Origin of the sequence: Cellulomonas telluris, from assembly GCF_004886325.1 — a bacterium.
Taxonomy (GTDB): Bacteria; Actinomycetota; Actinomycetes; order Actinomycetales; family Cellulomonadaceae; genus Cellulomonas; species Cellulomonas telluris.
Window position 1 is genome coordinate 171,431 of record NZ_QXFN01000003.1, and the last position, 22,800, is coordinate 194,230.

At 74.7% G+C, this 22,800-nt stretch carries 17 protein-coding genes; 16 read left to right on the forward strand and 1 reads right to left on the reverse strand.

The genetic code is table 11. The features are described from left to right. Window positions 1-41: 41 nt before the first annotated feature. From FB586_RS09620 to FB586_RS20175, 15 genes are all read left to right on the forward strand, one after another. A complete protein-coding gene (locus FB586_RS09620) occupies window positions 42-863 on the forward strand; it encodes an NADH-quinone oxidoreductase subunit C (RefSeq protein ID WP_136519577.1) in 822 nt (273 codons plus the stop codon). Beyond that, on the forward strand, window positions 863-2,218 hold the full coding sequence (locus FB586_RS09625; protein WP_136519128.1) for an NADH-quinone oxidoreductase subunit D: 1,356 nt from the start codon (window positions 863-865) through the stop codon (window positions 2,216-2,218). Before FB586_RS09620 ends, FB586_RS09625 begins: the two co-directional genes overlap by 1 nt. Further along, window positions 2,218-3,177 carry an NADH-quinone oxidoreductase subunit NuoE gene (gene nuoE, locus FB586_RS09630; protein ID WP_136519129.1) on the forward strand — a complete coding sequence of 320 codons (960 nt, stop codon included), beginning with the start codon at window positions 2,218-2,220 and terminating at the stop codon, window positions 3,175-3,177. Before FB586_RS09625 ends, nuoE begins: the two co-directional genes overlap by 1 nt. Beyond that, a complete protein-coding gene (gene nuoF / locus FB586_RS09635) occupies window positions 3,174-4,511 on the forward strand; it encodes an NADH-quinone oxidoreductase subunit NuoF (protein WP_136519130.1) in 1,338 nt (445 codons plus the stop codon). Before nuoE ends, nuoF begins: the two co-directional genes overlap by 4 nt. Continuing rightward, on the forward strand, window positions 4,508-7,195 hold the full coding sequence (locus FB586_RS09640; RefSeq protein ID WP_136519131.1) for an NADH-quinone oxidoreductase subunit G: 2,688 nt from the start codon (window positions 4,508-4,510) through the stop codon (window positions 7,193-7,195). Before nuoF ends, FB586_RS09640 begins: the two co-directional genes overlap by 4 nt. Further along, on the forward strand, window positions 7,192-8,565 hold the full coding sequence (gene nuoH / locus FB586_RS09645; protein WP_136519132.1) for an NADH-quinone oxidoreductase subunit NuoH: 1,374 nt from the start codon (window positions 7,192-7,194) through the stop codon (window positions 8,563-8,565). Before FB586_RS09640 ends, nuoH begins: the two co-directional genes overlap by 4 nt. Before the next feature lie 85 nt (window positions 8,566-8,650). After that, window positions 8,651-9,334, forward strand: a complete 684-nt coding sequence (nuoI, locus tag FB586_RS09650) for an NADH-quinone oxidoreductase subunit NuoI (RefSeq protein WP_136519578.1) — start codon at window positions 8,651-8,653, stop codon at window positions 9,332-9,334. Beyond that, a complete protein-coding gene (locus FB586_RS09655) occupies window positions 9,331-10,371 on the forward strand; it encodes an NADH-quinone oxidoreductase subunit J (RefSeq protein WP_370741061.1) in 1,041 nt (346 codons plus the stop codon). Before nuoI ends, FB586_RS09655 begins: the two co-directional genes overlap by 4 nt. Further along, window positions 10,368-10,667 (forward strand): NADH-quinone oxidoreductase subunit NuoK, encoded by a 300-nt coding sequence (nuoK, locus tag FB586_RS09660; protein WP_136519133.1) that lies wholly within the window; start codon window positions 10,368-10,370, stop codon window positions 10,665-10,667. The genes FB586_RS09655 and nuoK overlap by 4 nt, the downstream gene beginning before the upstream one ends. A gap of 22 nt (window positions 10,668-10,689) precedes the next feature. Then, window positions 10,690-12,657, forward strand: coding sequence for an NADH-quinone oxidoreductase subunit L (gene nuoL, locus FB586_RS09665; RefSeq protein ID WP_136519579.1), 1,968 nt, complete (start codon window positions 10,690-10,692; stop codon window positions 12,655-12,657). 19 nt (window positions 12,658-12,676) lie between these two features. After that, the gene (locus tag FB586_RS09670; RefSeq protein ID WP_136519134.1) at window positions 12,677-14,233 is read left to right on the forward strand and encodes an NADH-quinone oxidoreductase subunit M; all 1,557 of its coding nucleotides are present in this window, start codon (window positions 12,677-12,679) and stop codon (window positions 14,231-14,233) included. Further along, the gene (gene nuoN / locus FB586_RS09675) at window positions 14,230-16,065 is read left to right on the forward strand and encodes an NADH-quinone oxidoreductase subunit NuoN (protein ID WP_136519135.1); all 1,836 of its coding nucleotides are present in this window, start codon (window positions 14,230-14,232) and stop codon (window positions 16,063-16,065) included. The genes FB586_RS09670 and nuoN overlap by 4 nt, the downstream gene beginning before the upstream one ends. A 95-nt stretch (window positions 16,066-16,160) precedes the next feature. Then, a complete protein-coding gene (locus FB586_RS09680; RefSeq protein WP_136519136.1) occupies window positions 16,161-17,168 on the forward strand; it encodes a polyprenyl synthetase family protein in 1,008 nt (335 codons plus the stop codon). A 13-nt stretch (window positions 17,169-17,181) separates the two neighbouring features. After that, window positions 17,182-17,937 (forward strand): PP2C family protein-serine/threonine phosphatase, encoded by a 756-nt coding sequence (locus FB586_RS09685; RefSeq protein WP_136519580.1) that lies wholly within the window; start codon window positions 17,182-17,184, stop codon window positions 17,935-17,937. Window positions 17,938-18,058: 121 nt separating this feature from the next. Further along, window positions 18,059-19,669, forward strand: coding sequence for an FHA domain-containing protein (locus FB586_RS20175; protein WP_168800521.1), 1,611 nt, complete (start codon window positions 18,059-18,061; stop codon window positions 19,667-19,669). Window positions 19,670-19,671: 2 nt separating this feature from the next. On the opposite strand, the gene rarD is transcribed toward FB586_RS20175, so the two are convergent. Next, window positions 19,672-20,643 carry an EamA family transporter RarD gene (gene rarD / locus FB586_RS09695; RefSeq protein ID WP_136519138.1) on the reverse strand — a complete coding sequence of 324 codons (972 nt, stop codon included), beginning with the start codon at window positions 20,641-20,643 and terminating at the stop codon, window positions 19,672-19,674. 276 nt (window positions 20,644-20,919) lie between these two features. Between rarD and FB586_RS09700 the strand changes: the two genes are divergently transcribed. Then, window positions 20,920-22,770: a carbohydrate-binding module family 20 domain-containing protein gene (locus tag FB586_RS09700; protein WP_246036678.1), complete on the forward strand. Its 1,851-nt coding sequence runs from the start codon at window positions 20,920-20,922 to the stop codon at window positions 22,768-22,770. Window positions 22,771-22,800 lie beyond the last annotated feature (30 nt).

Below are 22,800 nucleotides of genomic sequence, written 5' to 3' on the forward strand. Positions count from 1 at the left end.
AGCACCGCCCCGAGAAGCGCCCGGCGGAGGGCGAGGCCGCCGTGCCGGCCGGGGAGAAGGCGGACGCCGCGGCGGCCGTCAAGCCCGGCGAGGGCACGACCGCCCCCGCCGCCGCGGTCGCGCAGCAGACGTCGGCCGCGGCGCTGGAGGCCGGGTCGCAGAACGTGCGCGGCGACGTCGACCTGGCGACGGCGCGCACGCCGCTGGAGATCGTGGACGTGCGCACCGGCATGTTCGGCGCGACGGGCTCGGGCGACACGTCCGGCTACGGCGGGCTCGTGCGCACGATCGCGATGCCCGGCGCGAGCGAGCGTCCCTACGGGGGCTGGTTCGACGAGGTCGTCGACGTGCTGACCGAGGTCCTCGACGAGTCCGGCACGGGCTTCGCGAACGCCGTCGAGTACGTGACGGTGGACCGCGAAGAGCTGACGCTGCACGTGCGGCGCGAGCACGTCGTCGAGGTGGCCCGGGCGCTGCGCGACGACCCTGACCTGCGGTTCGAGCTCAGCCTGGGCGTGAGCGGCGTGCACTTCCCGCACGAGACGGGCCGCGAGCTGCACGCCGTCTACCACGTGGTGTCGGTGACGCACGGGCGTCGGCTGCGGTTCGAGGTCGCGGTGGCCGAGGCGGACCCGCACGTCCCGTCGACCACGTCGGTCTACCCGGCCAACGACTGGCACGAGCGCGAGACCTGGGACTTCTTCGGGATCGTCTTCGACGGCCACCCCGGGCTCGCGCGGATCGAGATGCCCGACGACTGGCCGGGCCACCCGCAGCGCAAGGACTACCCCCTCGGGGGCATCCCGGTCGAGTACAAGGGCGCCTCCGTGCCGCCCCCGGACCAGCGGAGGTCGTACAGCTGATGGCCGCCCCCCACACCGCCCCCCACGCGACGGCGCACGTCGTCGACGACCAGACCACCGACGTCCCGACGTTCGAGGCGTCCGGCGGCGACTGGTCGGACATCGCCGAGGAGGCCGCCCGCCTCGGCGAGGAGCGCATCGTCGTCAACATGGGCCCGCAGCACCCGTCCACCCACGGCGTGCTGCGGCTCATGCTCGAGATCGACGGCGAGACCGTCACCGAGGCCCGGGCCGGCATCGGCTACCTGCACACGGGCATCGAGAAGAACATGGAGTACCGCACCTGGACCCAGGGCGTGACGTTCTGCACCCGCATGGACTACGTCGCCCCGCTGTTCCAGGAGGTCGGGTACTGCCTGGCCGTCGAGAAGCTGCTCGGCATCACCGACGACGTGCCCGAGCGGGCCACGGTCATCCGGGTGCTCATGATGGAGCTCAACCGGATCTCGTCCCACCTGGTCTGCCTCGCGACGGGCGGCAACGAGCTCGGCGCCACGACGATCATGACCGTCGGCTTCACCGCCCGCGAGCAGGTGCTCCAGGTCTTCGAGCTCATCACGGGCCTGCGCATGAACCACGCGTACATCCGCCCCGGCGGCGTCGCGCAGGACGTGCCCCCCGGCGCGATCGACTCGGTCCGCGAGGCGCTGACGCAGATGCGGCACTACTTCCGCCAGCTCGAGGACCTCATGCTGGCCAACCCGATCCTGCAGGCCCGCCTCAAGGACGTCGGCTCGCTCAACCTCGCCGCGTGCATGGCCCTCGGGATCACGGGGCCCGTGCTGCGCTCCACGGGCCTGCCGTACGACGTGCGCAAGGCGGCGCCGTACTGCGGCTACGAGACGTACGACTTCGACGTGCCGGTGAACGACGGCGCCGACTCCTGGTCGCGCGTGCTGCTGCGCATGGAGGAGTGCTACCAGTCCATGCGGATCGTCGAGCAGTGCCTCGACCGCCTCGCGGCGCTGCCCGCGGGTGGCGTGATGGTGCACGACAGGAAGATCGCGTGGCCGGCGCAGCTGGCCATCGGCACCGACGGCATGGGCAACTCGCTCGGGCACATCAAGGAGATCATGGGCACCTCCATGGAGGCCCTGATCCACCACTTCAAGCTGGTGACCGAGGGCTTCCGGGTGCCGGCCGGCCAGGTGTTCCAGTCGGTCGAGCACCCGCGGGGCGAGCTGGGTGTGCACCTGGTCTCCGACGGCGGGACGAAGCCGTACCGGGCGCACTTCCGCGACCCGTCGTTCAACAACCTGCAGGCCGTCTCGATGATGTGCGAGGGCGGGCAGGTGGCCGACGTCGTCGTCGCCGTCGCGTCGCTCGACCCGGTGCTGGGAGGGGTGGACCGCTGATGTCCGTCGAGCACGAGGTCCCCGGGGCGGGTCGCGTCGCGGGCGCCCGCCACGCCACGGGGTACGACGAGGCGACGCGCGAGCGCCTCGCCGCCGACGCTGCCGCGATCATGGCCCGCTACCCGCAGGAGCGGTCGGCCCTGCTGCCGATGCTGCACCTGGTGCAGTCCGAGGACGGCTACGTCAGCCCCCGCGGCATCGCGTTCTGCGCGGCGCAGCTGGGCCTGAGCACGGCCGAGGTGTCCGCGGTCGCGACGTTCTACACGCAGTTCAAGCGCCACCCGAACGGCACGTACACGGTGGGTGTCTGCACGAACACGCTGTGCGCGGTCATGGGCGGCGACGCGATCTGGGAGGAGCTCACCGAGCACCTCGGGATCGACCACGACGAGACCACCGAGGACGGCGCGATCACGCTCGAGCGCATCGAGTGCAACGCGGCCTGCGACTACGCCCCGGTCGTGATGGTCAACTGGGAGTTCTTCGACGACCAGACGCCGGACTCGGCGCGCGACGTCGTCGACCGGCTGCGCGCCGGCGAGCGGGTCGCCCCGACGCGCGGGGCGTCGTCGGTCTGCTCCTTCAAGGAGATGAGCCGCGTGCTCGCCGGGTTCCCCGACGGGCGCGCGGACGAGGGCGTCGGCGCGGGCCCCGCGACGCTGCGGGGCACGCTCCTGGCCAAGGAGAAGGGCTGGCGCGCCCCCGACTTCCCCGACGTCGCGCACGTCGAGGGGCAGGTCTCGCCGTCGGGCGGTGCGCCGGCCGCGCAGGCCCAGCCCGAGGAGACGAAGCCCGCAGCGACCGGCGCCGGCCCGACGCCGGCCGGCCAGCAGCCCGGGGCCGACCCCAAGGTCGGCGCCGAGGAGTCCAGCGCCCAGCGCCCCGCGACGACGCCGTCCGACACGTCGGCCGAGGGTCAGCAGCGCCGGCAGCGCACCGACGACGCGAAGGAGTCGTGATGACGACCCTGGCACCCGTGCTGTCCGCGCACTGGGACGCGGACCGGTCCTGGACCCTGGCGACCTACGAGGACAACGGCGGCTACCGCGGCCTGCGCCGCGCGCTGAACATGCAGGCCGCCGACGTCGTGACGATGGTCAAGGAGTCGGGGCTGCGCGGCCGCGGCGGCGCCGGCTTCCCGACGGGCATGAAGTGGGGCTTCCTGCCCCCGCCGGACGGCGGCCCGCGCTACCTCGTCGTCAACGCGGACGAGTCCGAGCCCGGGACGTGCAAGGACATCCCGCTGATGATGGCGAACCCGCAGTCGCTCGTGGAGGGCGTCGCCATCACCTCGTACGCCATCGGCTGCCACCACGCGTTCATCTACGTGCGCGGCGAGGTGCTGCACGTGTACCGCCGCATGCTGCGGGCGGTCGAGGAGGCGTACGCGGCGGGGTACCTGGGCAAGGATGTCCTCGGCTCGGGCTTCGACCTCGACGTGACGGTGCACGCCGGCGCCGGCGCCTACATCTGCGGCGAGGAGACGGCGCTGCTCGACTCCCTCGAGGGCCTGCGCGGGCAGCCGCGGCTCAAGCCGCCGTTCCCCGCGGTGGCCGGCCTGTACGCGCGGCCGACCGTCGTCAACAACGTCGAGTCCGTCGCCTCCGTGCCGGGCATCCTCGTGGGCGGCGCGCAGTGGTTCACCTCGATGGGCACCGAGCGCTCGGCCGGTCACGGCCTGTTCTCGCTGTCGGGGCACGTGCAGCGGCCCGGCCAGTACGAGGCGCCGCTCGGCATCACGCTGCGCGAGCTGCTCGACATGGCCGGCGGCGTCCGCGAGGGCCACGAGCTGAAGTTCTGGACGCCCGGCGGGTCGTCGACGCCGATCTTCACCGCCGAGCACCTCGACGTGCCGCTCGACTACGAGTCCGTGGGCAAGGCGGGGTCGATGCTCGGCACGCGCGCGCTGCAGATCTTCGACGAGACGGTGTCGGTGGTGCGCGCGGTGACGCGGTGGATGGCCTTCTACAAGCACGAGTCGTGCGGCAAGTGCACGCCGTGCCGCGAGGGCACGTTCTGGCTGCTGCAGGTGCTGCAGCGGCTCGAGGCCGGCCAGGGCACGAGCGGGGACATCGACCTCCTGCTCGACCTGTGCGACAACATCCTGGGCCGCTCGTTCTGCGCGCTCGGCGACGGGGCGACGAGCCCCGTCACGAGCGCCGTGAAGTACTTCCGGGAGGAGTTCGAGGCGGGCACGCACACGCCCGCGGACGTGCTCTTCCCGCCGGAGCGCAGCGCGCTGTTCCAGTACACGCCGCGTCGTCGCACGCAGCTCGCGGGGGTGCACGCATGACCATCACGACCCCGAACCGGCGCACCGACGCGTCGGCGGACACCACGCCGCTCGTCCCGGCGGCGCCGCCCGTGCGCGAGCCGGAGCCCGAGGCGACCGTCACCTTCGAGATCGACGGCCTCGAGACGACCGTGCCCAAGGGCACCCTCGTGATCCGTGCCGCCGAGCGCCTCGGCATCCAGATCCCGCGGTTCTGCGACCACCCGCTCCTGGCCCCGGCCGGCGCGTGCCGCCAGTGCCTCGTCGAGGTGTGGGCGCCGGGCCGCGACGGCAACCTGGCGAAGATGCCCAAGCCGCAGGCCTCGTGCACGCTCGAGGCGACGCCGGGCATGCAGGTGAAGACGCAGCACACGTCGCCCGAGGCCGACAAGGCCCAGCACGGCGTCATGGAGCTGCTGCTCATCAACCACCCGCTCGACTGCCCCGTGTGCGACAAGGGCGGCGAGTGCCCCCTGCAGAACCAGGCGATGAGCAACGGCCGCGCGACGACGCGGTTCGTCGACGTCAAGCGCACGTTCCCCAAGCCGATCGCGGTGTCGACGCAGGTGCTGCTCGACCGCGAGCGGTGCGTGCTGTGCCAGCGGTGCACGCGGTTCTCCGAGGAGGTCGCGGGCGACGTCTGGATCGACCTGCAGAAGCGCGGCGCGCAGCAGCAGATCGGCACGTTCGACACCGAGGTGCTCGGCTTCGCCGGCGAGACGCCGGTCGGCGCGGCGACGCTCGACACGAGCGGGCGGCCGTTCTCGTCCTACTTCTCCGGCAACACCGTGCAGATCTGCCCCGTCGGCGCGCTGACGTCCGCGGCCTACCGGTTCCGCGCCCGGCCGTTCGACCTCGTGTCGACGCCGGGGATCGCGGAGCACGACAGCAACGGATCGGCGATCCGCGTGGACCACCGCCGGGGCGTCGTGCTGCGCCGCCTCGCCGGCGAGGACCCCGCCGTCAACCAGGAGTGGGTGACGGACAAGGACCGCTTCGCGTTCCGCTGGCAGTCCGCCGCCGACCGGATCACGACCCCGATGGTGCGGCGGCCGCAGGGCGACGGCACGCGCGGCCCGCTCGAGCCGTGCAGCTGGGTCGAGGCGCTCGACACCGCGGCCGTCGGCCTGCAGGCGGCGGTCGAGGCCGGCGCCGGGGTCGGCGTGCTGCCGGGCGGGCGCCTCACGCTCGAGGACGCGTACGCGTACGCCAAGCTCGCGCGCGTCGCGCTGCGCACCAACGACGTGGACCACCGGGCGCGCCCGCACTCCGCGGAGGAGGAGGCGTTCCTCGGGCACGTCGTCGCGGGGCGCACGCTCACGGTGACGTTCGCGGACCTCGTCGCGGCGCCGACCGTGCTGTGCGTCGCGTACGAGCCCGAGGAGGAGGGCGGCATCGTCTTCCTGCGGCTGCGCGACCGTGTGGTCGCGGGGCGCACGCGCGTGCTGTCGGTCGCGCCGCTCGCGAGCCGCGGGCTCGAGCGGCTCGACGCGACGCTGCTGCCGGCCGCACCCGGGACGGAGCCGGAGGTGCTCGACGCGATCGAGGCCGAGGCGGGCGAGCCGCTGCTCGCCGACGCCGCGACGGCGCTGGCCGCGGAGGGCGCCGTGGTGCTCGTCGGTGAGCGCGCCGCCGAGGTGCCGGGCCTGCTGTCGGCGGTCCTGCGGCTGGCGGAGCGCACGGGCGCGCGGCTCGCCTGGGTGCCGCGGCGCGCCGGTGAGCGCGGCGCCGTCGAGGCGGGGACGCTGCCGGGCCTCCTGCCCGGGGGCCGCCCCGTCGCCGACCCGTCGGCACGCGTCGACATGGCGACGGTGTGGGGCGTCGACGAGCTGCCCGCCACGCCCGGCCGCAGCGCCGACGAGATCCTCGCCGCCGCCGCGGAGCGCCGGATCGGCGCGCTCGTGGTCGGCGGCGTCGACCCCGCGGACCACGCCGACCCGCGCCTGGCCCGCGCGGCCCTCGACACCGTGCCGTTCCTCGTCTCGCTCGAGGTCCGCGCGTCCGAGGTGACCGACCGGGCGGACGTGGTGCTGCCGGTCGCGCCGCCCGTCGAGAAGCCCGGCACGTTCGTCACCTGGGAGGGGCGTCCGCGCCCGTTCGCCCAGGCCCTGACGAGCACGTCGATGGCCGACCACCGGGTCCTCGACCTGCTCGCCGACGCCCTGGGCGTCGAGCTGGGCACCGGGTCGCTGGCCGCGGTGCACGCCGAGCTCGACCAGCTCGGCGGGTGGGACGGCGCGCGGCTGCCGGCGCCGGACGTCGCCGTCGCGGAGCCGGCCCCGGTCCCGCCGGGGCACGCCGTGCTCGCGACGTGGCACCAGCTGCTGGACGCGGGCCGGCTGCAGGACGGCGAGCCGTACCTCGCCGGCACGGCCAAGCGGCCGCTCGCCCGGGTGTCCGCCGCGACGGCGGCGGCGGTCGGGGTGGCCGACGGCGGCGCGCTCGAGGTCGCCACCGACCGCGGCACGCTCACGCTGCCCGTGCAGGTGACCGACATGCCGGACCACGTGGTCTGGCTGCCGACCAATGCGCGCGGCTGCGCCGTGCGGGACGTGCTGGGCGCGGGCACCGGGACGGTCGTCCGCCTCGCGGCGGGCCGCGCGGACGTCACGACGCGGGCGGCCGCGCCCTCGACGGGCCCGGTGACCGGCGACACGGCCGACGCGGTGTCCGGCGTGCGGATCGACGAGGGGGAGCGGGCATGAGCCGCGTGCTCGGGGTGCTGCCGGCGGCCGTCGGGGACGGCGCGCAGGCCGGCGTGGCGGCCGACTTCAGCCAGGACGTCTTCTGGGTGTGGCTGCTCAAGGCGGTGGCGATCATCGTCTTCCTGCTGACGAGCGTGCTCGTCGCCATCTGGTTCGAGCGCAAGGTCGTCGCGCGCATGCAGGTGCGCCCCGGCCCGAACGTGCACGGCCCGTTCGGCCTGCTGCAGTCGCTCGCGGACGCGATGAAGCTCCTGGTCAAGGAGGACGTCACCGTCAAGGCGGCCGACAAGCTCGTCTACATCGTCGCGCCGATGATCGCGGTGTTCTGCTCGCTGCTCGTCTACGCGGTCATCCCGTTCGGGCCCGAGGTCAGCATCTTCGGCGTCGTGACGCCGCTGCAGCTCACCGACTTCCCCGTCGCGACGCTGTACATCCTCGCGTGCGCGTCGGTCGGCGTGTACGGGATCGTGCTGGGCGGCTGGTCCTCGAACTCGACGTACCCGCTGCTCGGCGGCGTGCGGTCCACGGCCCAGGTCATCTCCTACGAGCTGGCGATGGGCCTGTCGCTGGTCAGCGTCTTCCTCATGGCCGGGTCGATGTCGACGTCGCAGATCGTCGACTCCCAGACGCAGGTGTGGTGGTTCCTGCCGCTGCTGCCGGCGTTCGTCATCTACCTCGTGTCGATGGTCGGCGAGACGAACCGCCTCCCGTTCGACCTGCCCGAGGCCGAGGGTGAGCTCGTGTCCGGGTACATGACCGAGTACTCGTCGATGAAGTTCGCGTGGTTCTTCCTCGCCGAGTACATCAACATGCTGAACGTCTCGGCCGTCGCGACGACGCTGTTCCTCGGCGGCTGGCGCGCCCCGTTCCTCCCGGCCGACAGCTTCCTGCAGCAGGGCTGGTGGCCCGTGCTGTGGTTCCTCGCGAAGGTCTGGTTCTTCATGTTCCTGTTCGTGTGGATCCGCGGGTCGGTCCTGCGCTTCCGCTACGACCAGTTCATGAAGATCGGCTGGAAGGTGCTCATCCCCGCGGCCCTCGTGTGGGTCGTCGCGGTCGCGCTCGTCCAGGCCGTGCGCCGGCTGTGGGACGTCGACCTGCGCACGACGCTGTTCGTCCTCGCCGGTCTCGTGGTGGTCGGCCTGGTCGTGTCGTTCCTGGTGCCCGAGAAGAAGCCGGAGCCCGAGGCCGCGCGCGCCGAGCCCGAGCCGTTCGACCCGTTCGCGAACGGGTACCCCGTCCCGCCCCTGCCCGGTCAGGTGCTCCCGCCGTCGCCGCGCGCCCAGCGCCGGCTCGCGGCCGGCGCGACCGACGCGGGGACGTCCGAGAGCCCGTCCGGGCCCGAGACCCCGCTGGAGGTGCGCGGTGGCTGAGCGCAGGAAGAAGCCGACGGGCGACGTCGAGCGCGCACCGCGCGGCGGCGAGGTCGCCCGCCCGGACGAGGGGTACGAGTCGCTCATCGAGCCGCGGTCCGGGCTGTCCGCGCTGCTCGCACCCGTCGGCGGGTTCGGCGTGACGCTGTCGAACATGTTCCGCCCGACCGTGACGGAGCAGTACCCGCGGGAGAAGGTGCCGACCAAGCCCCGCTACCACGGGCGGCACCAGCTCAACCGGTACGCCGACGGCCTCGAGAAGTGCATCGGCTGCGAGCTGTGCGCGTGGGCGTGCCCGGCGGACGCGATCTACGTCGAGGGCGCGGACAACACGCCCGAGGCGCAGTTCTCGCCGGGGGAGCGGTACGGCCGCGTCTACCAGATCAACTACCTGCGCTGCATCTTCTGCGGGCTGTGCATCGAGGCGTGCCCGACGCGCGCCCTGACGATGACGAACGAGTACGAGCTCGCCGGGCCGACGCGCGCCGGGATGATCTGGGAGAAGCAGGACCTGCTCGCGCCGCTGCGCGAGGGCCAGCTCGCCGCGCCGCACCCGATGGTCGAGGGCACCACCGACACCGAGTACTACCGCGGCGAGGTCACGGGCGTGACGCCGGAGCAGGTCGCGTGGGTCGCCGAGCACCGCCCGGACGACCCGACGCTGCCGCAGAACGCGGAGAAGGGGGCCACGGTGCCCGACCACGGCACGACGCGGCTCGAGCAGCAGGCGATCACCGCCGCTGCACGGCGGCAGGGAGGTGCCCGGTGACGGGTGCGTTCGCGGCGGTGCACGCCGCCCTGCCCACGGTCGCGACGGCCGTGCCGACGGCCCTCGCCGAGACGGGGCGCACGAGCACGGCGGAGGCGGTGCTGTTCTGGGTGCTGGCCCCGGTCATGGTGCTCGCGGCGCTCGGCCTGCTGTTCGCCCGCAAGGCCGTGCACGCCGCGCTCGCCGTGGTCGTCGTGATGATCTCGCTGGCGTTCCTGTACGTCGCGCAGGAGGCGCCGTTCCTCGGCGTCGTGCAGGTCGTCGTGTACACCGGCGCGGTCATGATGCTGTTCCTCTTCGTCCTCATGCTCGTGGGCGTCGACCGGTCCGACTCGCTCGTGGAGACCATCCGCGGGCAGCGGTGGATCGGCGTGCTGGCCGGCGCCGGCCTCGGCGTCGTGCTGGCCGGCGTCGTCGGCCGCGCGACGTACCCGGCCGCGCAGGGGCTGGTCGAGGCGAACGCCGACTCCAACCCGATCGGGATCGCCCGGCTGGTGTTCGGCGAGCACGTGCTCGCCCTCGAGGTCGTCGGGTGCCTGCTCGTCGTCGCGGCGCTGGGCGCGCTCGTGCTCACGCACCGGCGCCGCCTCGCGCCGCGCATCGGGCAGCGCGAGCTCGCCGAGCGGCGCGTGCGCGAGGGCGCGAACCTCGCGCCGCTGCCCGCGCCCGGCGTCTACGCGCGGCACAACGCGATGGACGTGCCCGCGCTCGACCCCGACGGCCGGCCGCTCGAGCACTCGGTGCCGCGCGTCCTGCGCGTGCGGGGCCAGGAGGCCGACGCGCGCGAGTACGCCGCCCGCATCGACCGCGTGCTCGCCGGCGGGTGGGCCAACGGCGCTGGGTCCTTCACGTCCGCCACCGGGGACGGCCCGCCGCTCGGCGCCCGCGCCCTGGCCCGCGACGCGGCCGGCAAGGACGACGACCGGCCCGAGGACGCCCCCGGCGGCGCCGACGCCCCGGACGAGCCCAGCGCGGCGAGCGCGGACGCGCACACCGCCGACGGCGACGAGCTGCGCGACGAGGAGGTCCGCCGGTGACGCTCACCCACTACCTGGTGCTGGCTGCGATCCTGTTCGCGATCGGTGCCACCACGGTCCTGCTGCGGCGCAACGCGATCATCGTGTTCATGGGTGTCGAGCTCATGCTCAACTCCACGAACCTGCTGCTCGTCACGTTCGCCCGCATGCACGGCGACCTCACCGGCCAGGTGCTCGCGTTCTTCGTCATGGTGGTCGCCGCGGCCGAGGTGGTCGTCGGGCTCGGCATCATCGTGTCGATCTTCCGGACCCGGCGCTCGGCCTCGGTCGACGACGTCAACCTGCTGAAGAGCTGAGGGGTCGCACGTGCACACCCTGATGTCCCTGACGACCCCTGCCGTCGTCACCGCTGTCGAGGACGTCGTCGCGCCGGTCGCCTGGGACGGCGCGCGGCACGCGGCGTGGCTCGTCGTCGTGCCGCTCGTGTCCGCGGCGGTGCTGCTCCTGCTCGGCCGCCGCGCCGACCGCTGGGGCCACTGGCTCGGCGTCCTCGCGTCCGCCGCCTCGTTCGTGGTGGCGCTCGTGCTGTTCCTCGGCCTGCTCGGGCAGCCCGCCGAGCAGCGCGTGCACGACGTCTCGTTCGGCACGTGGGTCGACGCGGGTGCCCTCACCCTGGACGCCGGTCTGCGGGTCGACCCGCTGTCGCTGACGTTCGTGCTGCTCGTGACGTTCGTCGGCACGCTCATCCACGTCTACTCCGTGGCCTACATGGAGCACGACGTCGACCGGCGCCGGTTCTTCGCGTACCTGAACCTGTTCGTCGCGGCGATGCTCCTGCTCGTCCTCGCCGACTCCTACCTGCTGCTGTTCGTGGGCTGGGAGGGCGTGGGTCTCGCCTCGTACCTGCTCATCGGGTTCTGGAACCACAACACCGCGTACGCGGTCGCGGCGAAGAAGGCGTTCGTCGCCAACCGCGTCGGGGACGTCGGCCTCATCGTGGCGATGGGCCTGATGTTCGCGGCGTTCGGCGGCCTGGACTTCGCCACCGTGCACGCGGGCGTCGCGGGGGCCGACACGGGCGTGCTCACGCTGATCGGCCTGGCCCTGCTGCTCGCGGCCTGCGGGAAGTCGGCGCAGTTCCCGCTGCAGTCCTGGCTGGGCGACGCGATGGCCGGCCCCACGCCGGTGTCCGCCCTCATCCACGCGGCGACCATGGTGACGGCGGGCGTGTACCTCATCGTCCGGTCCGGCGAGGTGTACGCCGCGGCACCGACGGCCCAGCTGGTCGTCGCGGTCGTCGGCGCGATCACGCTCCTGTTCGGGGCGATCGTCGGTTGCGCCAAGGACGACATCAAGAAGGCGCTGGCCGCCTCGACGATGTCGCAGATCGGCTACATGGTGCTCGCGGCGGGCCTCGGCCCCATCGGCTACGCGTTCGCGATCTTCCACCTCGTCACGCACGGCTTCTTCAAGGCCGGCATGTTCCTGGGCGCCGGATCCGTCATGCACGGCATGGACGACCAGGTCGACATGCGGCGCTTCGGCGGCCTCGGCCGGTACATGAAGATCACGTACGTCACGTTCATGGCCGGGTGGCTCGCGATCCTCGGGGTGTTCCCGTTCGCGGGCTTCTGGAGCAAGGACAAGATCATCGAGGCGGCCTTCGTGCCGGTCGACGGCGAGCCGTGGCGCGCCTGGGTGTTCGGCGGCATCGCGCTGCTGGGCGCCGGCATCACCGCGTTCTACATGTCGCGCCTGTTCTTCCTCACGTTCGAGGGGCAGAAGCGCTGGTCGGCCAAGCGCGACGGCAGCGCGCAGCACCCGCACGAGTCCCCGCTGCTCATGACCGTGCCGATGGTCGTGCTCGCGGTCGGCTCGGTCGGCCTGGGCTGGTTCCTGTCGAGCGCCGGGTTCGTCGAGTGGCTGGAGCCGTCGGTCGGGCACGCCGAGCACCACGAGCCGGTGCTGCCCGTGCCGGTCATCGTCGGCGCGACGCTCGCCGTCGTGCTCGTGGGCCTGGTGCTCGCCTGGCGGATGTACGCGGTGTCGACCGTGCCGGTGGCCCCGCCGCGCGGCACCGTCCTCACCCGTGCGGCGCGCCAGGACCTGTACCAGGACGTCGTCAACGACGCCGCGCTCGTCGACCCGGGCCGGTACCTCACGCGCTCCCTGGTCTACGGGGACAAGGCGGTCGTCGACGGCGCCGTGACGGGGCTGGGCAAGGTCACGGTCGGCGTGGGCGACGCGGTGCGGCGCGTGCAGACCGGGTACGCCCGGTCGTACGCCGCCTCGACCGTCGTCGGGCTGGTCGTGCTCACGGTCGTCGTGCTGGCCGTGCGCGGCTGAGGCGGAGGAGACGAGAGACATGGCTGACTTCCCCTGGCTCACCGCGCTGGTGGTCCTCCCGGCGCTCGGCGCCGTCGCGCTGTGGGCGCTGCCCGCCGGCGCGCGCCGGCACTCCCGCACGGTCGCGCTCGGCGTCGCGCTCGCCGAGCTCGTGCTGCTCGGTGCCGCCGTCGGTGCGTTCGACACCGCCGACGCCGGCACGCACCAGCTGACGGAGACCGTGCCGTGGATCCCCGCGTTCGGCGTCTCGTGGGCGCTCGGCGTCGACGGCGTCGGGCTCGCCCTCGTCGCGATGTCCGTCGTGCTCGTGCCGCTCGTCGTGCTCGCCGCCTGGCGCGAGCAGGGTGCGGGCGACGCCCCGACCGACCGGCTGCGGCACTACCTGGCGCTCGTCCTGCTGCTCGAGGCGTTCGTCGTCCTCGTGTTCGCCGCGCGCGACGTGTTCCTGTTCTACGTCGTCTTCGAGGCGATGCTCATCCCGGTCTACTTCATGATCGGGGGCTTCGGCGGCGCCCGGCGCCGCTACGCGGCCGTGAAGTTCCTGCTGTACTCCCTCGCCGGCGGGCTGATCATGCTCATCGGCGTCATCGGCCTGTACCTGCAGGGACCGCGCGGGCCCGAGGGCTTCCTCGTCGAGAACCTCGTCGGCCTCGAGATGGACCCGACGCTCGAGCGGTGGCTGTTCGTGTCGTTCTTCGTCGCGTTCGCCATCAAGGCGCCGATGTTCCCGGTGCACACCTGGCTGCCCGATGCGGCGGAGCAGGCGCCGGCCGGCACGTCGGCGCTGCTCGTCGGCGTGCTCGACAAGGTGGGCACGTTCGGCATGCTCACGCTCTGCCTGCCGCTGTTCCCGCAGGCGTCGCGGTGGGCCGCGCCCGTCGTCATCGCGCTGGCCGTCGTCTCCGTGCTGTACGGCGCGCTCCTGGCGATCGGGCAGCGGGACCTCATGCGGCTCGTCGCGTACACGTCGGTGTCGCACTTCGGCTTCATCGTGCTCGGCATCTTCGCGTTCACGTCGACGTCGGTCGCCGGGTCGTCCTTCTACATGGTCAACCACGGCCTCTCGACCGGGGCGCTGTTCCTGCTCGTCGGCTTCCTCGCCGCCCGGCGCGGCTCGCAGCAGGTCGCCGACTTCGGCGGGCTGCAGAAGGTCGTGCCGGTGCTGGCCGGGATGTTCCTCGTCGTCGGCCTGTCCGCGCTGTCGCTGCCCGGCCTGTCGACGTTCGTCAGCGAGATCCTCGTGCTGGTCGGCAGCTTCGCCCGGCACCCGGTCGCGGCTGTCGTCGCCACCGTCGGCGTCGTGCTCGCCGCGGTCTACGTGCTGTGGACGTACCAGCGACTGTTCACCGGGCCCGTGCGGCCCGAGCTCGCCGCCATGCCCGAGGCGTCCGCGCGCGAGCGCTGGGCCGTCGGGCCGCTGATCGCCGCGATGCTCGTGCTCGGGTTCGTGCCCGGGCCGGCGCTCGACCTGGTGCGCCCGCCCGCCGAGCAGACGCTCACGCAGGTCGGGGTCGAGGACCCCGCGCCGAGCCAGCCCGTCGTCATGCCCGCGTCCGAGGAAGGGGGCGACCGGTGAGCACCTTCGTCGCACCGGACATCGCCTGGGGCCCGCTGGTCCCGGTGCTCGTCGTGCTGCTGGCCGCGGTGGCCGGCGTGCTGGTCGAGGCGTTCGTGCCCGAGCGCCTGCGCCGCACCGTGCAGCTCACGCTGAGCCTGGCCGCGCTCGCCGGCGCGCTCGTGGCCGTGGCCGTGCTGTGGGGCGACGTGCGCCGCACGGGCGGCACCGACGTGCTGGCCGGCTCGCTCGTCGTCGACGGCCCGGCGCTGGTGCTGCAGGGCACGGTCGCGCTGCTCGCCCTGCTCTCCGTGCTGCTCGTCGCCGACCGGGTGACGGGGGACGAGGACGCGTTCGCGCCCACGGCCGCCGCGGTGCCCGGGTCCGACTACGAGGAGCTCGCACGGCGCCGCGGCCTGCGCCAGACCGAGGTCTTCCCGCTCGTGCTGTTCGCGACCGGCGGGATGATGATCTTCCCCGCCACGGCGGACCTGCTGACGCTGTTCATCGCGCTCGAGGTGCTGTCGCTGCCGCTGTACCTGCTGTCGGGGCTCGCCCGCCGCCGTCGCCTGCTCTCGCAGGAGGCGTCGATGAAGTACTTCCTGCTCGGCGCGTTCACCTCGGCGATCATGCTGTTCGGGATCGCCCTGCTGTACGGCTACAGCGGCTCGATCCGGTTCTCCGAGATCGCGGCGGCGACCGCGACGCCCGGGGGCACGGACGACCTCCTGCTCGTCGGGGCGGTGCTGCTGCTCGTCGGCCTGCTGTTCAAGGTCGGCGCCGTCCCGTTCCACCAGTGGACGCCCGACGTGTACCAGGGCGCCCCCACGCCGGTCACCGGGTTCATGGCGGCCTGCACCAAGGTGGCCGCGTTCGGCGCCCTCCTGCGCGTCGTCTACGGGATGCTCCCCGGCATGCGGTGGGACCTCGAGGTCGTGCTGTGGACCGTCGCGATCCTCACGATGGTCGTCGGCACGGTCGCCGCGCTCGTGCAGACCGACGTCAAGCGCCTCCTCGCCTACTCCTCGATCGCGCACGCCGGGTTCGTCCTCACGGGCGTCGTGGCGCTGGACGACTCCGGCATCACCGCCGTGCTGTTCTACCTGCTGGCCTACGGGGCCACGACGCTCGGCGCGTTCGGGCTCGTCGCCCTCGTGCGCGAGCGCGGGACGCGCGACGGCACCGACGAGCCCGCGGTGCTCGGGGAGGCGACGCGGCTGTCGCAGTGGGCCGGGCTGGGTCGGACGCACCCCGCGCTGGCGGTGACGTTCACGCTCTTCCTGCTGTCGTTCGCGGGCATCCCGCTCACGGCCGGCTTCACCGGCAAGTTCGCGGTGTTCTCCGCCGCGGTCGCGGGCGGCGCCTGGCCGCTCGCGCTCGTCGGCGTGCTCGCGTCCGTCGCGGCCGGGTTCTTCTACGTCCGCATCATCGTGCTGCTGTTCTTCACCGAGCCCGCGGGGTCCCCGGCCGGGGCGGACGGCACGGCTGTCGGCGAGCCGGCGGGCGGTGAGCGCGTGGACGGCGCGGACGGCGCGGACGGCGGCGACGCGCCCGTCGCGTCGGGCGTCGGGGGCGCGACGGCCGCCGGCGCGGCTCCGCTCGCCGCCGCGACGGCGGACGCGACCGCGGGCCCGGGGACCGCGACGGCGGACGCGACCGCGGGCCCGGGGACCGCGACGGCAACGGCGACGGCGACCGGGACCACCGTCGAGCGCGGCACCACGACGGTCGTGCCGGGCGAGGGGCTGACCGTCGTCGCGGTGGCCGTGTGCGCGCTGCTCACCGTCGTGCTCGGTGTCGCCCCCCAGCCCGTCCTGGACGCGATCGGCTCCGTGGCGGTCCTCCTGCCGTGACCACGCCGCCGCCACGCCGCGGACGAACCGGTCGGAACCGGGCGTCCTGCCCGTCCCGTTCCGTACCGCGACGCGCGGACGGATAGGTTCGTCCTGTGACGACCGCCCTCGCCCTCCCGCTGCACGACGCCGAGCTGGCGGAGCGCCTGACCGGGCGCATGTCCCTGGTCGAGGAGCTGCTGCGCGACTCCGTCACGTCGACCGACCCGATCGCCGACCTCGCGTCCCGCCACCTGGTCAACGCCGGCGGCAAGCGGCTGCGTCCGCTGCTCACGCTGCTGACCGCCGAGCTCGGGCACGCGGACCGGCGGGAGGTCGTGGACGCGGCGGCGGTGGTCGAGCTGACCCACCTCGCGACGCTGTACCACGACGACGTCATGGACTCGGCCCCGGTCCGCCGCGGTGCGCCGTCGGCGCACGAGGTGTGGGGCAACTCGGTCGCGATCCTCACCGGCGACCTGCTGTTCGCGCGGGCGTCGTCGCTGGTGTCCGGGCTGGGCCCCGAGGCCGTGCGCATCCAGGCCGCGACGTTCGAGCGGCTCTGCCTCGGGCAGCTGCACGAGACGGTCGGCCCGCGCCCGGGCGAGGACGCGGTCGAGCACTACCTGCAGGTGCTGTCCGACAAGACGGCGTCCCTCATCGCGACGTCCGCCCGCTTCGGAGCGATGTTCGCCGGCTGCTCCGCGGAGGTCGTGCGGACGGTGACACGCTTCGGCGAGACGATCGGCGTCGCGTTCCAGCTCGCGGACGACGTCATCGACCTCACGTCCGACGGCACGGTGACGGGCAAGACGCCCGGCACGGACCTGCGCGAGGGCGTCCCGACGATGCCGGCCCTGCTGCTGCGCGCACGCGCGGGCGCGTCCGACGCGACGGAGGACGACCGCAGCGCCCTGGCCCTGCTCGACGCGGACCTCTCCGACGACGACGCGCTGGCCGCCGCGGTGGACGCGCTGCGGGGGCACGACGTCGTGGCCCGCACGCGCGACCGGGCCGTGGAGCTGGCGCGGCAGGCGGTCACGGAGCTCGCGCCGCTGCCCGCCGGTCCGGTCAAGGAGGCGCTCGTGGCGTTCGCCGACGCGCTCGTCGACCGCGCCTCGTGAGCCGGGCGGCGTGATGGGGACCGGAGTCGAGCTGCGGTCCGCGGTCGCGACCGACCGCGCCGGGCGGGACACGAACGAGGACAGCGCCTGGGCCGCCGACGGGCTGTACGTCGTGGCGGACGGCATGGGCGGGCACGAGGCGGGCGAGGTGGCCTCGCGCGTCGCGATCGAGGCCGTCAGCGTGCTCGCCGGGGCGGAGCCGACGGTGGAGGACGCGGCGGAGGTGCTGCGCGAGGCGCACCGCCGGGTCCGCGAGCTGCCGTCCGGCGGCGACCGGCGGCCGGGCACCACGCTCACCGGGGTCGCGGTGACGAGCCGCGACGGCGAGCCGTGCTGGCTGGTGCTCAACGTGGGGGACTCGCGCACGTACCGCATGGTGGGCGGGATCCTCGAGCAGCTCACCCAGGACCACTCGGAGGTCGCCGAGCTCGTCGCCGAGGGGCTGCTCGCGGTCGAGGACGCCGCGCACCACCCGCGGCGGCACGTCGTCACGCGCGTGCTGGGCGGCGGCTCCTCGACGGTGGAGCCGGACCTCTGGCTGTTCCCCGTCAGCCCCGGCGACCGCATGGTCGCGTGCTCGGACGGCCTGACGGACGTGCTGCCGGACGCGCGGGTCCAGGCGGTGCTGCGGGCGGAGCCGGACGCGCGGGACGCGGCGGAGCGCCTGGTGCGGGAGGCCCTGGCGGCCGGCGCGCAGGACAACGTGACCGTGGTGGTGGTCGACGCGCTCACCGTGACGCGCGCCGACGACGCGGCGGACACCGCGTGATGACGCCGGGTGCCGCCGCGGGGGCACGGTCGTGAGCACGCGCGCCTCGGCTCCCCGCTGCGCGTCCTGCGGGATGCCGCTGGCTCCGGAGGCGGTCTCGTGCGCCGTGTGCGGTGCCCGGGTGCCGCTCATCGCCCGGCCCGAGGTCGTCCGCACCCCGTCCGACGGCGGAGGGCCGCCGGCTGCCACCCCGGACGGCGCCGCCGCCGGCGCCGGATGGGGCGCGCCGGGCGGTGCGGTGGCGTCGCCGGCCGCCGCGCCTGGTCCCGGTCCGGTGCCCGACGCTCCCGTCGCCCGCCGCCGCGCGGGCGGTGCCCCGCACCCGTCCGCGCCGTCGGTCGGGCGGCGCGTGCTGGCGCAGCTGACGGACCTGGGCGTGGTCGCGCTCGGGGCTGGTGCGGCGGCAGGCGCCGCGGCGGTGGTCGGTGCTCCGCCCCTCGCGGCGACGGCGACCACCGCCGTCCTCGTCGGGCTCGCGCTGGTCGTCGCGGAGGGGCTGCTCGGTGCCACCGCCGGAGCGGCGGCGCTGGGGCTGCGGACCGTCGCGCACACGACGGGCGCGACGCCGGGCGTCGGACGCGCGCTGGTGCGGCAGCTGGTCCTCGCCCTCGGGTCGGTGCTCCCCGTCGCCGGGCCCCTGCTGGTCTCGGCCACCGGGGCGCTCGACGCCGGTCCCGACCGTCGCGGGTGGCACGACCGCGCGTCGGGCACCCGGGTGGTCGACGCGGCGGCGCCGGCGCACGCACGCGGTCCCGCCCCGCTGCCGGCGGGACGCCGGGCGGCGGGCGGTGCACGTCCGGGACCCGGCGGCGTCCCCGCCGCACCCGTGCGCGGCGACGCCGCGCCCGACGGCACACGGGCCGGTGCCGCCGTGCCTCCGCCGGCACCGACCCCGGTGTCGCTCGCGGGTGCGGCGGACGTGCGTCCGCCGCTCGTGCCGGCCGACCCCCCGGTGGCGCCGTGGGAGGGTGCGGAGGTCGCACCCGCCCCGGCGGCTCCGGCGCCGGCTCCGGTGTCCCGGCGCGACGCGCCCACGGAGACCTTCCTCCCCGTCGCGCCGGCGGCCCCGGCCCCGTGGGCACGGCCCGCCCCCGCGCCGGTCGCCCCCGTCGGGCCCGAGGGCCCGCGCGCGGAGGTCGGCGACGGCACCGACCCCGGCGCGGGGATCGGCGGCGGCACCGACCCGCGCGCGGTGGTCGGCGGCGGCACCGACCCGCTCGCGGAGGTCGTCGACGGAACCGATCCCCGCTCAGGGCCCGCCGCGCCCGCTGCGCCGGGCGTGGTGCCGCCGCCCCCCACGCCGCTGCCGGTCGTGCCCGACGACCTGGTCGAGCTCGAGCACACCCGTGTGCGCGACCTGGCGCAGCTGCGCCGTCGTGCGACGACCCTCGCGCTGCAGTTCGACACCGGTCCCCGGGTGCGCGTGGTGGGGCGCGGCCTGGCGGGCCGTGGCCCGCGCGCGGAGGACGGCGCGGACATCCTGCACGTCGTCGCGGTCGACGACCCCTCGCGCTCCGTCTCGCGCGTGCACCTGGAGTTCGGGCCCGAGCCTCCGGAGCACCCGGACGGGCCCGCGGGCGTGTGGGTGATGGACCGTGGCTCGACGAACGGGAGCGTCGTCGTGGCTCCGGGCGGGGAGGCGCACGTGCTGCCGCCGGGCACCCGCGCCGTGGTCCGGGCGGGCTGGACGGTGCGGATCGGCCAGCGCCTCGTGCAGGTCGAGGACGCCTGAGCTCAGACCCTCCCGCGACCACCGCGGTCGTCGGCGGGTGCGCCCGCGCTCGCGGCGGCGGCGCGCGCGGCCAGGCGCGTCGTGCGCGCGGTGCGCAGGCCGTCGACGGTGAGGACGACGAGCGCGAGCCACACCAGGCCGAAGCCCCACCAGCGCGCGGGCGGCATCTCCTCGCCCGCGACGAGCACGCCGATCGCCAGCTGAAGCACCGGGGCCAGGTACTGCAGCATCCCCACCACCGACAGGGGCAGCCGCCGTGCGGCGGAGTTGAACAGCAGCAGCGGCACGGCGGTGAGGACGCCGGAACCGGCGAGCCCGACCGCGTGCCACGTGCCGTGCGCGCCCCACGTGCCGGACCCGGTGGCGTGCAGCCAGCCGAGGTAGCCGACCGCCACGGGGACGAGCACCGCGGTCTCCGCCGCGAGGCCGGGCAGGGCGGGGACGCGGGCGCCGACGCTGCTCTTGATGAGCCCGTACACGCCGAAGCTCCCGGCGAGCGTCAGCGCGATCCACGGCAGCCGCCCGAGGCCCGCGGTGATGACGACGACCGCGCCGGCGCCGAGTCCGAGCGCGACCCACTGCACCGGACGCAGCCGTTCGCCGAGCACGAGCACGGCGAGCCCGACCGTGACGAGCGGGTTGATGAAGTAGCCGAGCGCGGCGTCGACGACGTGGCCGGTGGTGACGCCGTGCACGAACACGAGCCAGTTCACGGCGAGCAGCACCGCGGCGAGCGTGAGGCGCGCGAGCAGGCGGCGGTCCCGCAGCAGCGCGACGAAGACGCCCCACGTGCGGGTGGCGAGCAGCAGCACGAGGCAGAACAGCAGGGACCACACGACCCGGTGGGCGATGATCTCGACCGCGCCGGAGGGGGAGAGCAGCGGGAAGTAGAGGGGCAGCGCGCCCCAGAGGAGGTAGGCGGCGACGCCGGCGGCGAGCCCCGCGCGGCGGTCGGGGGCGGGCGCGTCGGGCACACGTCACTGTAGGCACCCGCGGACGGGGTGGCGGGCGGGCCGCGCGCCTCGTGCTGTTGACGGTGGCGTACGTCACCCCTAGTGTCTCTTTGCAGCAAGTTGCGTACGTCTCGCAAGCAGTTGCGACCGACGTGCGTGCGCCCCGGGGATCAGGACGCCCGGGTCACCTCCTCCACGCCCGACGCCGTCCCGCACGGGCGGCGCCGGGACGACCGGTGCAGCGCCGCGCCGGCGAGCCGCCCGACGACGCCGTCGGGCACGACCCGAGGAGACCCCGTGTCCGCACCGCCCCTGCCCGTCCCGCCGCCCGACGGGACCCGGGCGCCCGCGCGCCGTCGACCCGTCCCCGTCCTGCTCGCCGGGCTGCTGACGGTCGCCCTCGCGCTCGTCGGCGCCGCCGCCGGCGTCACCGCCGCCCGTCCCGCCCAGGCGCTCCCGCCCGGGGACCGGCCCGGCGTGAACCTCTTCCAGTGGACCTGGGACGCGATCGCCCGCGAGTGCACCGCCGTCCTCGGCCCCGCCGGCTACGGGTGGGTGCAGACGTCCCCGCCCAACGAGCACGCCGTCGTCGGCGGCCAGTGGTGGACCTCGTACCAGCCGGTCAGCTACCGCATCGAGTCCAAGCTCGGCACCCGCGCCGAGTACGCGGCCATGGTGGGGACGTGCCGGTCCGCCGGCGTGGACGTCATCGCGGACGTCGTCGTCAACCACATGAGCGGCCAGAGCGGCGGCACGGGCTGGGCCGGCACGACGTTCTCCACCGAGCGGTACCCCGGCCCGGCCGGCGGGTACGGCCCGCAGGACTTCCACGACTGCCGCACGGACATCGCGAGCTACCAGGACCGCTACCAGGTGCAGAGCTGCCGCCTCGTGGGCCTGCAGGACCTGCGCACGGAGTCGGAGTACGTGCGCCAGGAGATCGCGGACTACCTGAACGACCTCATCTCGCTCGGCGTGCGCGGGTTCCGCGTCGACGCGGCCAAGCACATCGCCGCCGCGGACCTCGAGGCCATCCGGGCCAAGCTGTCCGACCGCAGCGTCTACGTCGTGCACGAGGTGATCGGCGCGGGCGGCGAGCCGATCCAGCCGAGCGAGTACCTCGGGTCCGGCGACTCGCACGAGTTCCACTACGCCCGCCACCTCAAGGGACGGTTCCAGGCGGACGAGCTCGCGAGCCTGCGGACGCTGTCGAGCCAGTCGTGGCTGCTGCCCTCGGACCGTGCCGGCGTCTTCGTCGACAACCACGACACCGAGCGCAACGGCGAGACGCTGTCGTACAGGAACGGGTCCGACCACCGCCTGGCGAACGTCTTCATGCTCGCCTACCCGTACGGCTGGCCGACCGTCTACTCGGGCTACGCGTTCGCAGACCACGACGCCGGAGCGCCGTCGGAGGCGAACGGCGCCGTGCGGGACGCGGTGTGCGGGCAGGGCACGTGGACGTGCGCGCACCGCTGGAACGAGACGGCGCACATGGTGGGGTTCCGCAACGCGGTCGCGGGCACGGGCATCACGCACTGGTGGGACGACGGCGGCAGCCGGATCGCCTTCGGGCGGGGGAGCGCCGGGTACGTCGCGGTCAACGCGGGCTCCGCCCCGCTGCAGCGCACGTTCCAGACCTCCCTGCCGGCCGGCGCGTACTGCGACGTCATCAGCGGCGCGCGGTCGGGCGGGGCCTGCACGGGGACGACCGTGACGGTGGACGCCGCCGGGCGGGCGGCGTTCACGGTGCCGGCCCAGGGCGCGGTGGCGCTGCACGTCGGCCAGCGGCCCACGGGCGGCGGCACGCCGACGGCGAGCCCGACCGCGAGCCCCACCGCGTCGCCGACCGCCGCCCCGGCCCAGGTCTCGTTCGGGGTGCACGCGACGACGGTGTGGGGGCAGGACCTCGCCGTGGTGGGGGACCACCCGGCGCTCGGCGACTGGGACCCGGCGCGCGCGGTGGCCCTCTCGTCCGCGACGTACCCCGTCTGGCGGGGGGCCGTGACGCTCCCCGCGGGTGCGACCGTCGAGTACAAGTACGTCCGCAGGCAGGGCGGGTCGGTGACGTGGGAGTCGGGCGCGAACCGCACGGTGCGCGTCCCGGCGAGCGGCACGCTGACCCTCACCGACACGTGGCGCCCGTGACCGGCGGCCGCCGGACGTCGGCCCGCGCGA

What these genes read in the sequence shown, in the direction of transcription:
- nuoL (WP_136519579.1), top strand. Translation starts at nt 10,690, where the DNA reads ATGTCCCTGACGACCCCTGCCGTCGTCACCGCTGTCGAGGACGTCGTC.
- FB586_RS09685 (WP_136519580.1), top strand. Translation starts at nt 17,182, where the DNA reads ATGGGGACCGGAGTCGAGCTGCGGTCCGCGGTCGCGACCGACCGCGCC.
- FB586_RS09625 (WP_136519128.1), top strand. Translation starts at nt 863, where the DNA reads ATGGCCGCCCCCCACACCGCCCCCCACGCGACGGCGCACGTCGTCGAC.
- nuoE (WP_136519129.1), top strand. Translation starts at nt 2,218, where the DNA reads ATGTCCGTCGAGCACGAGGTCCCCGGGGCGGGTCGCGTCGCGGGCGCC.
- nuoH (WP_136519132.1), top strand. Translation starts at nt 7,192, where the DNA reads ATGAGCCGCGTGCTCGGGGTGCTGCCGGCGGCCGTCGGGGACGGCGCG.
- FB586_RS09670 (WP_136519134.1), top strand. Translation starts at nt 12,677, where the DNA reads ATGGCTGACTTCCCCTGGCTCACCGCGCTGGTGGTCCTCCCGGCGCTC.
- FB586_RS09640 (WP_136519131.1), top strand. Translation starts at nt 4,508, where the DNA reads ATGACCATCACGACCCCGAACCGGCGCACCGACGCGTCGGCGGACACC.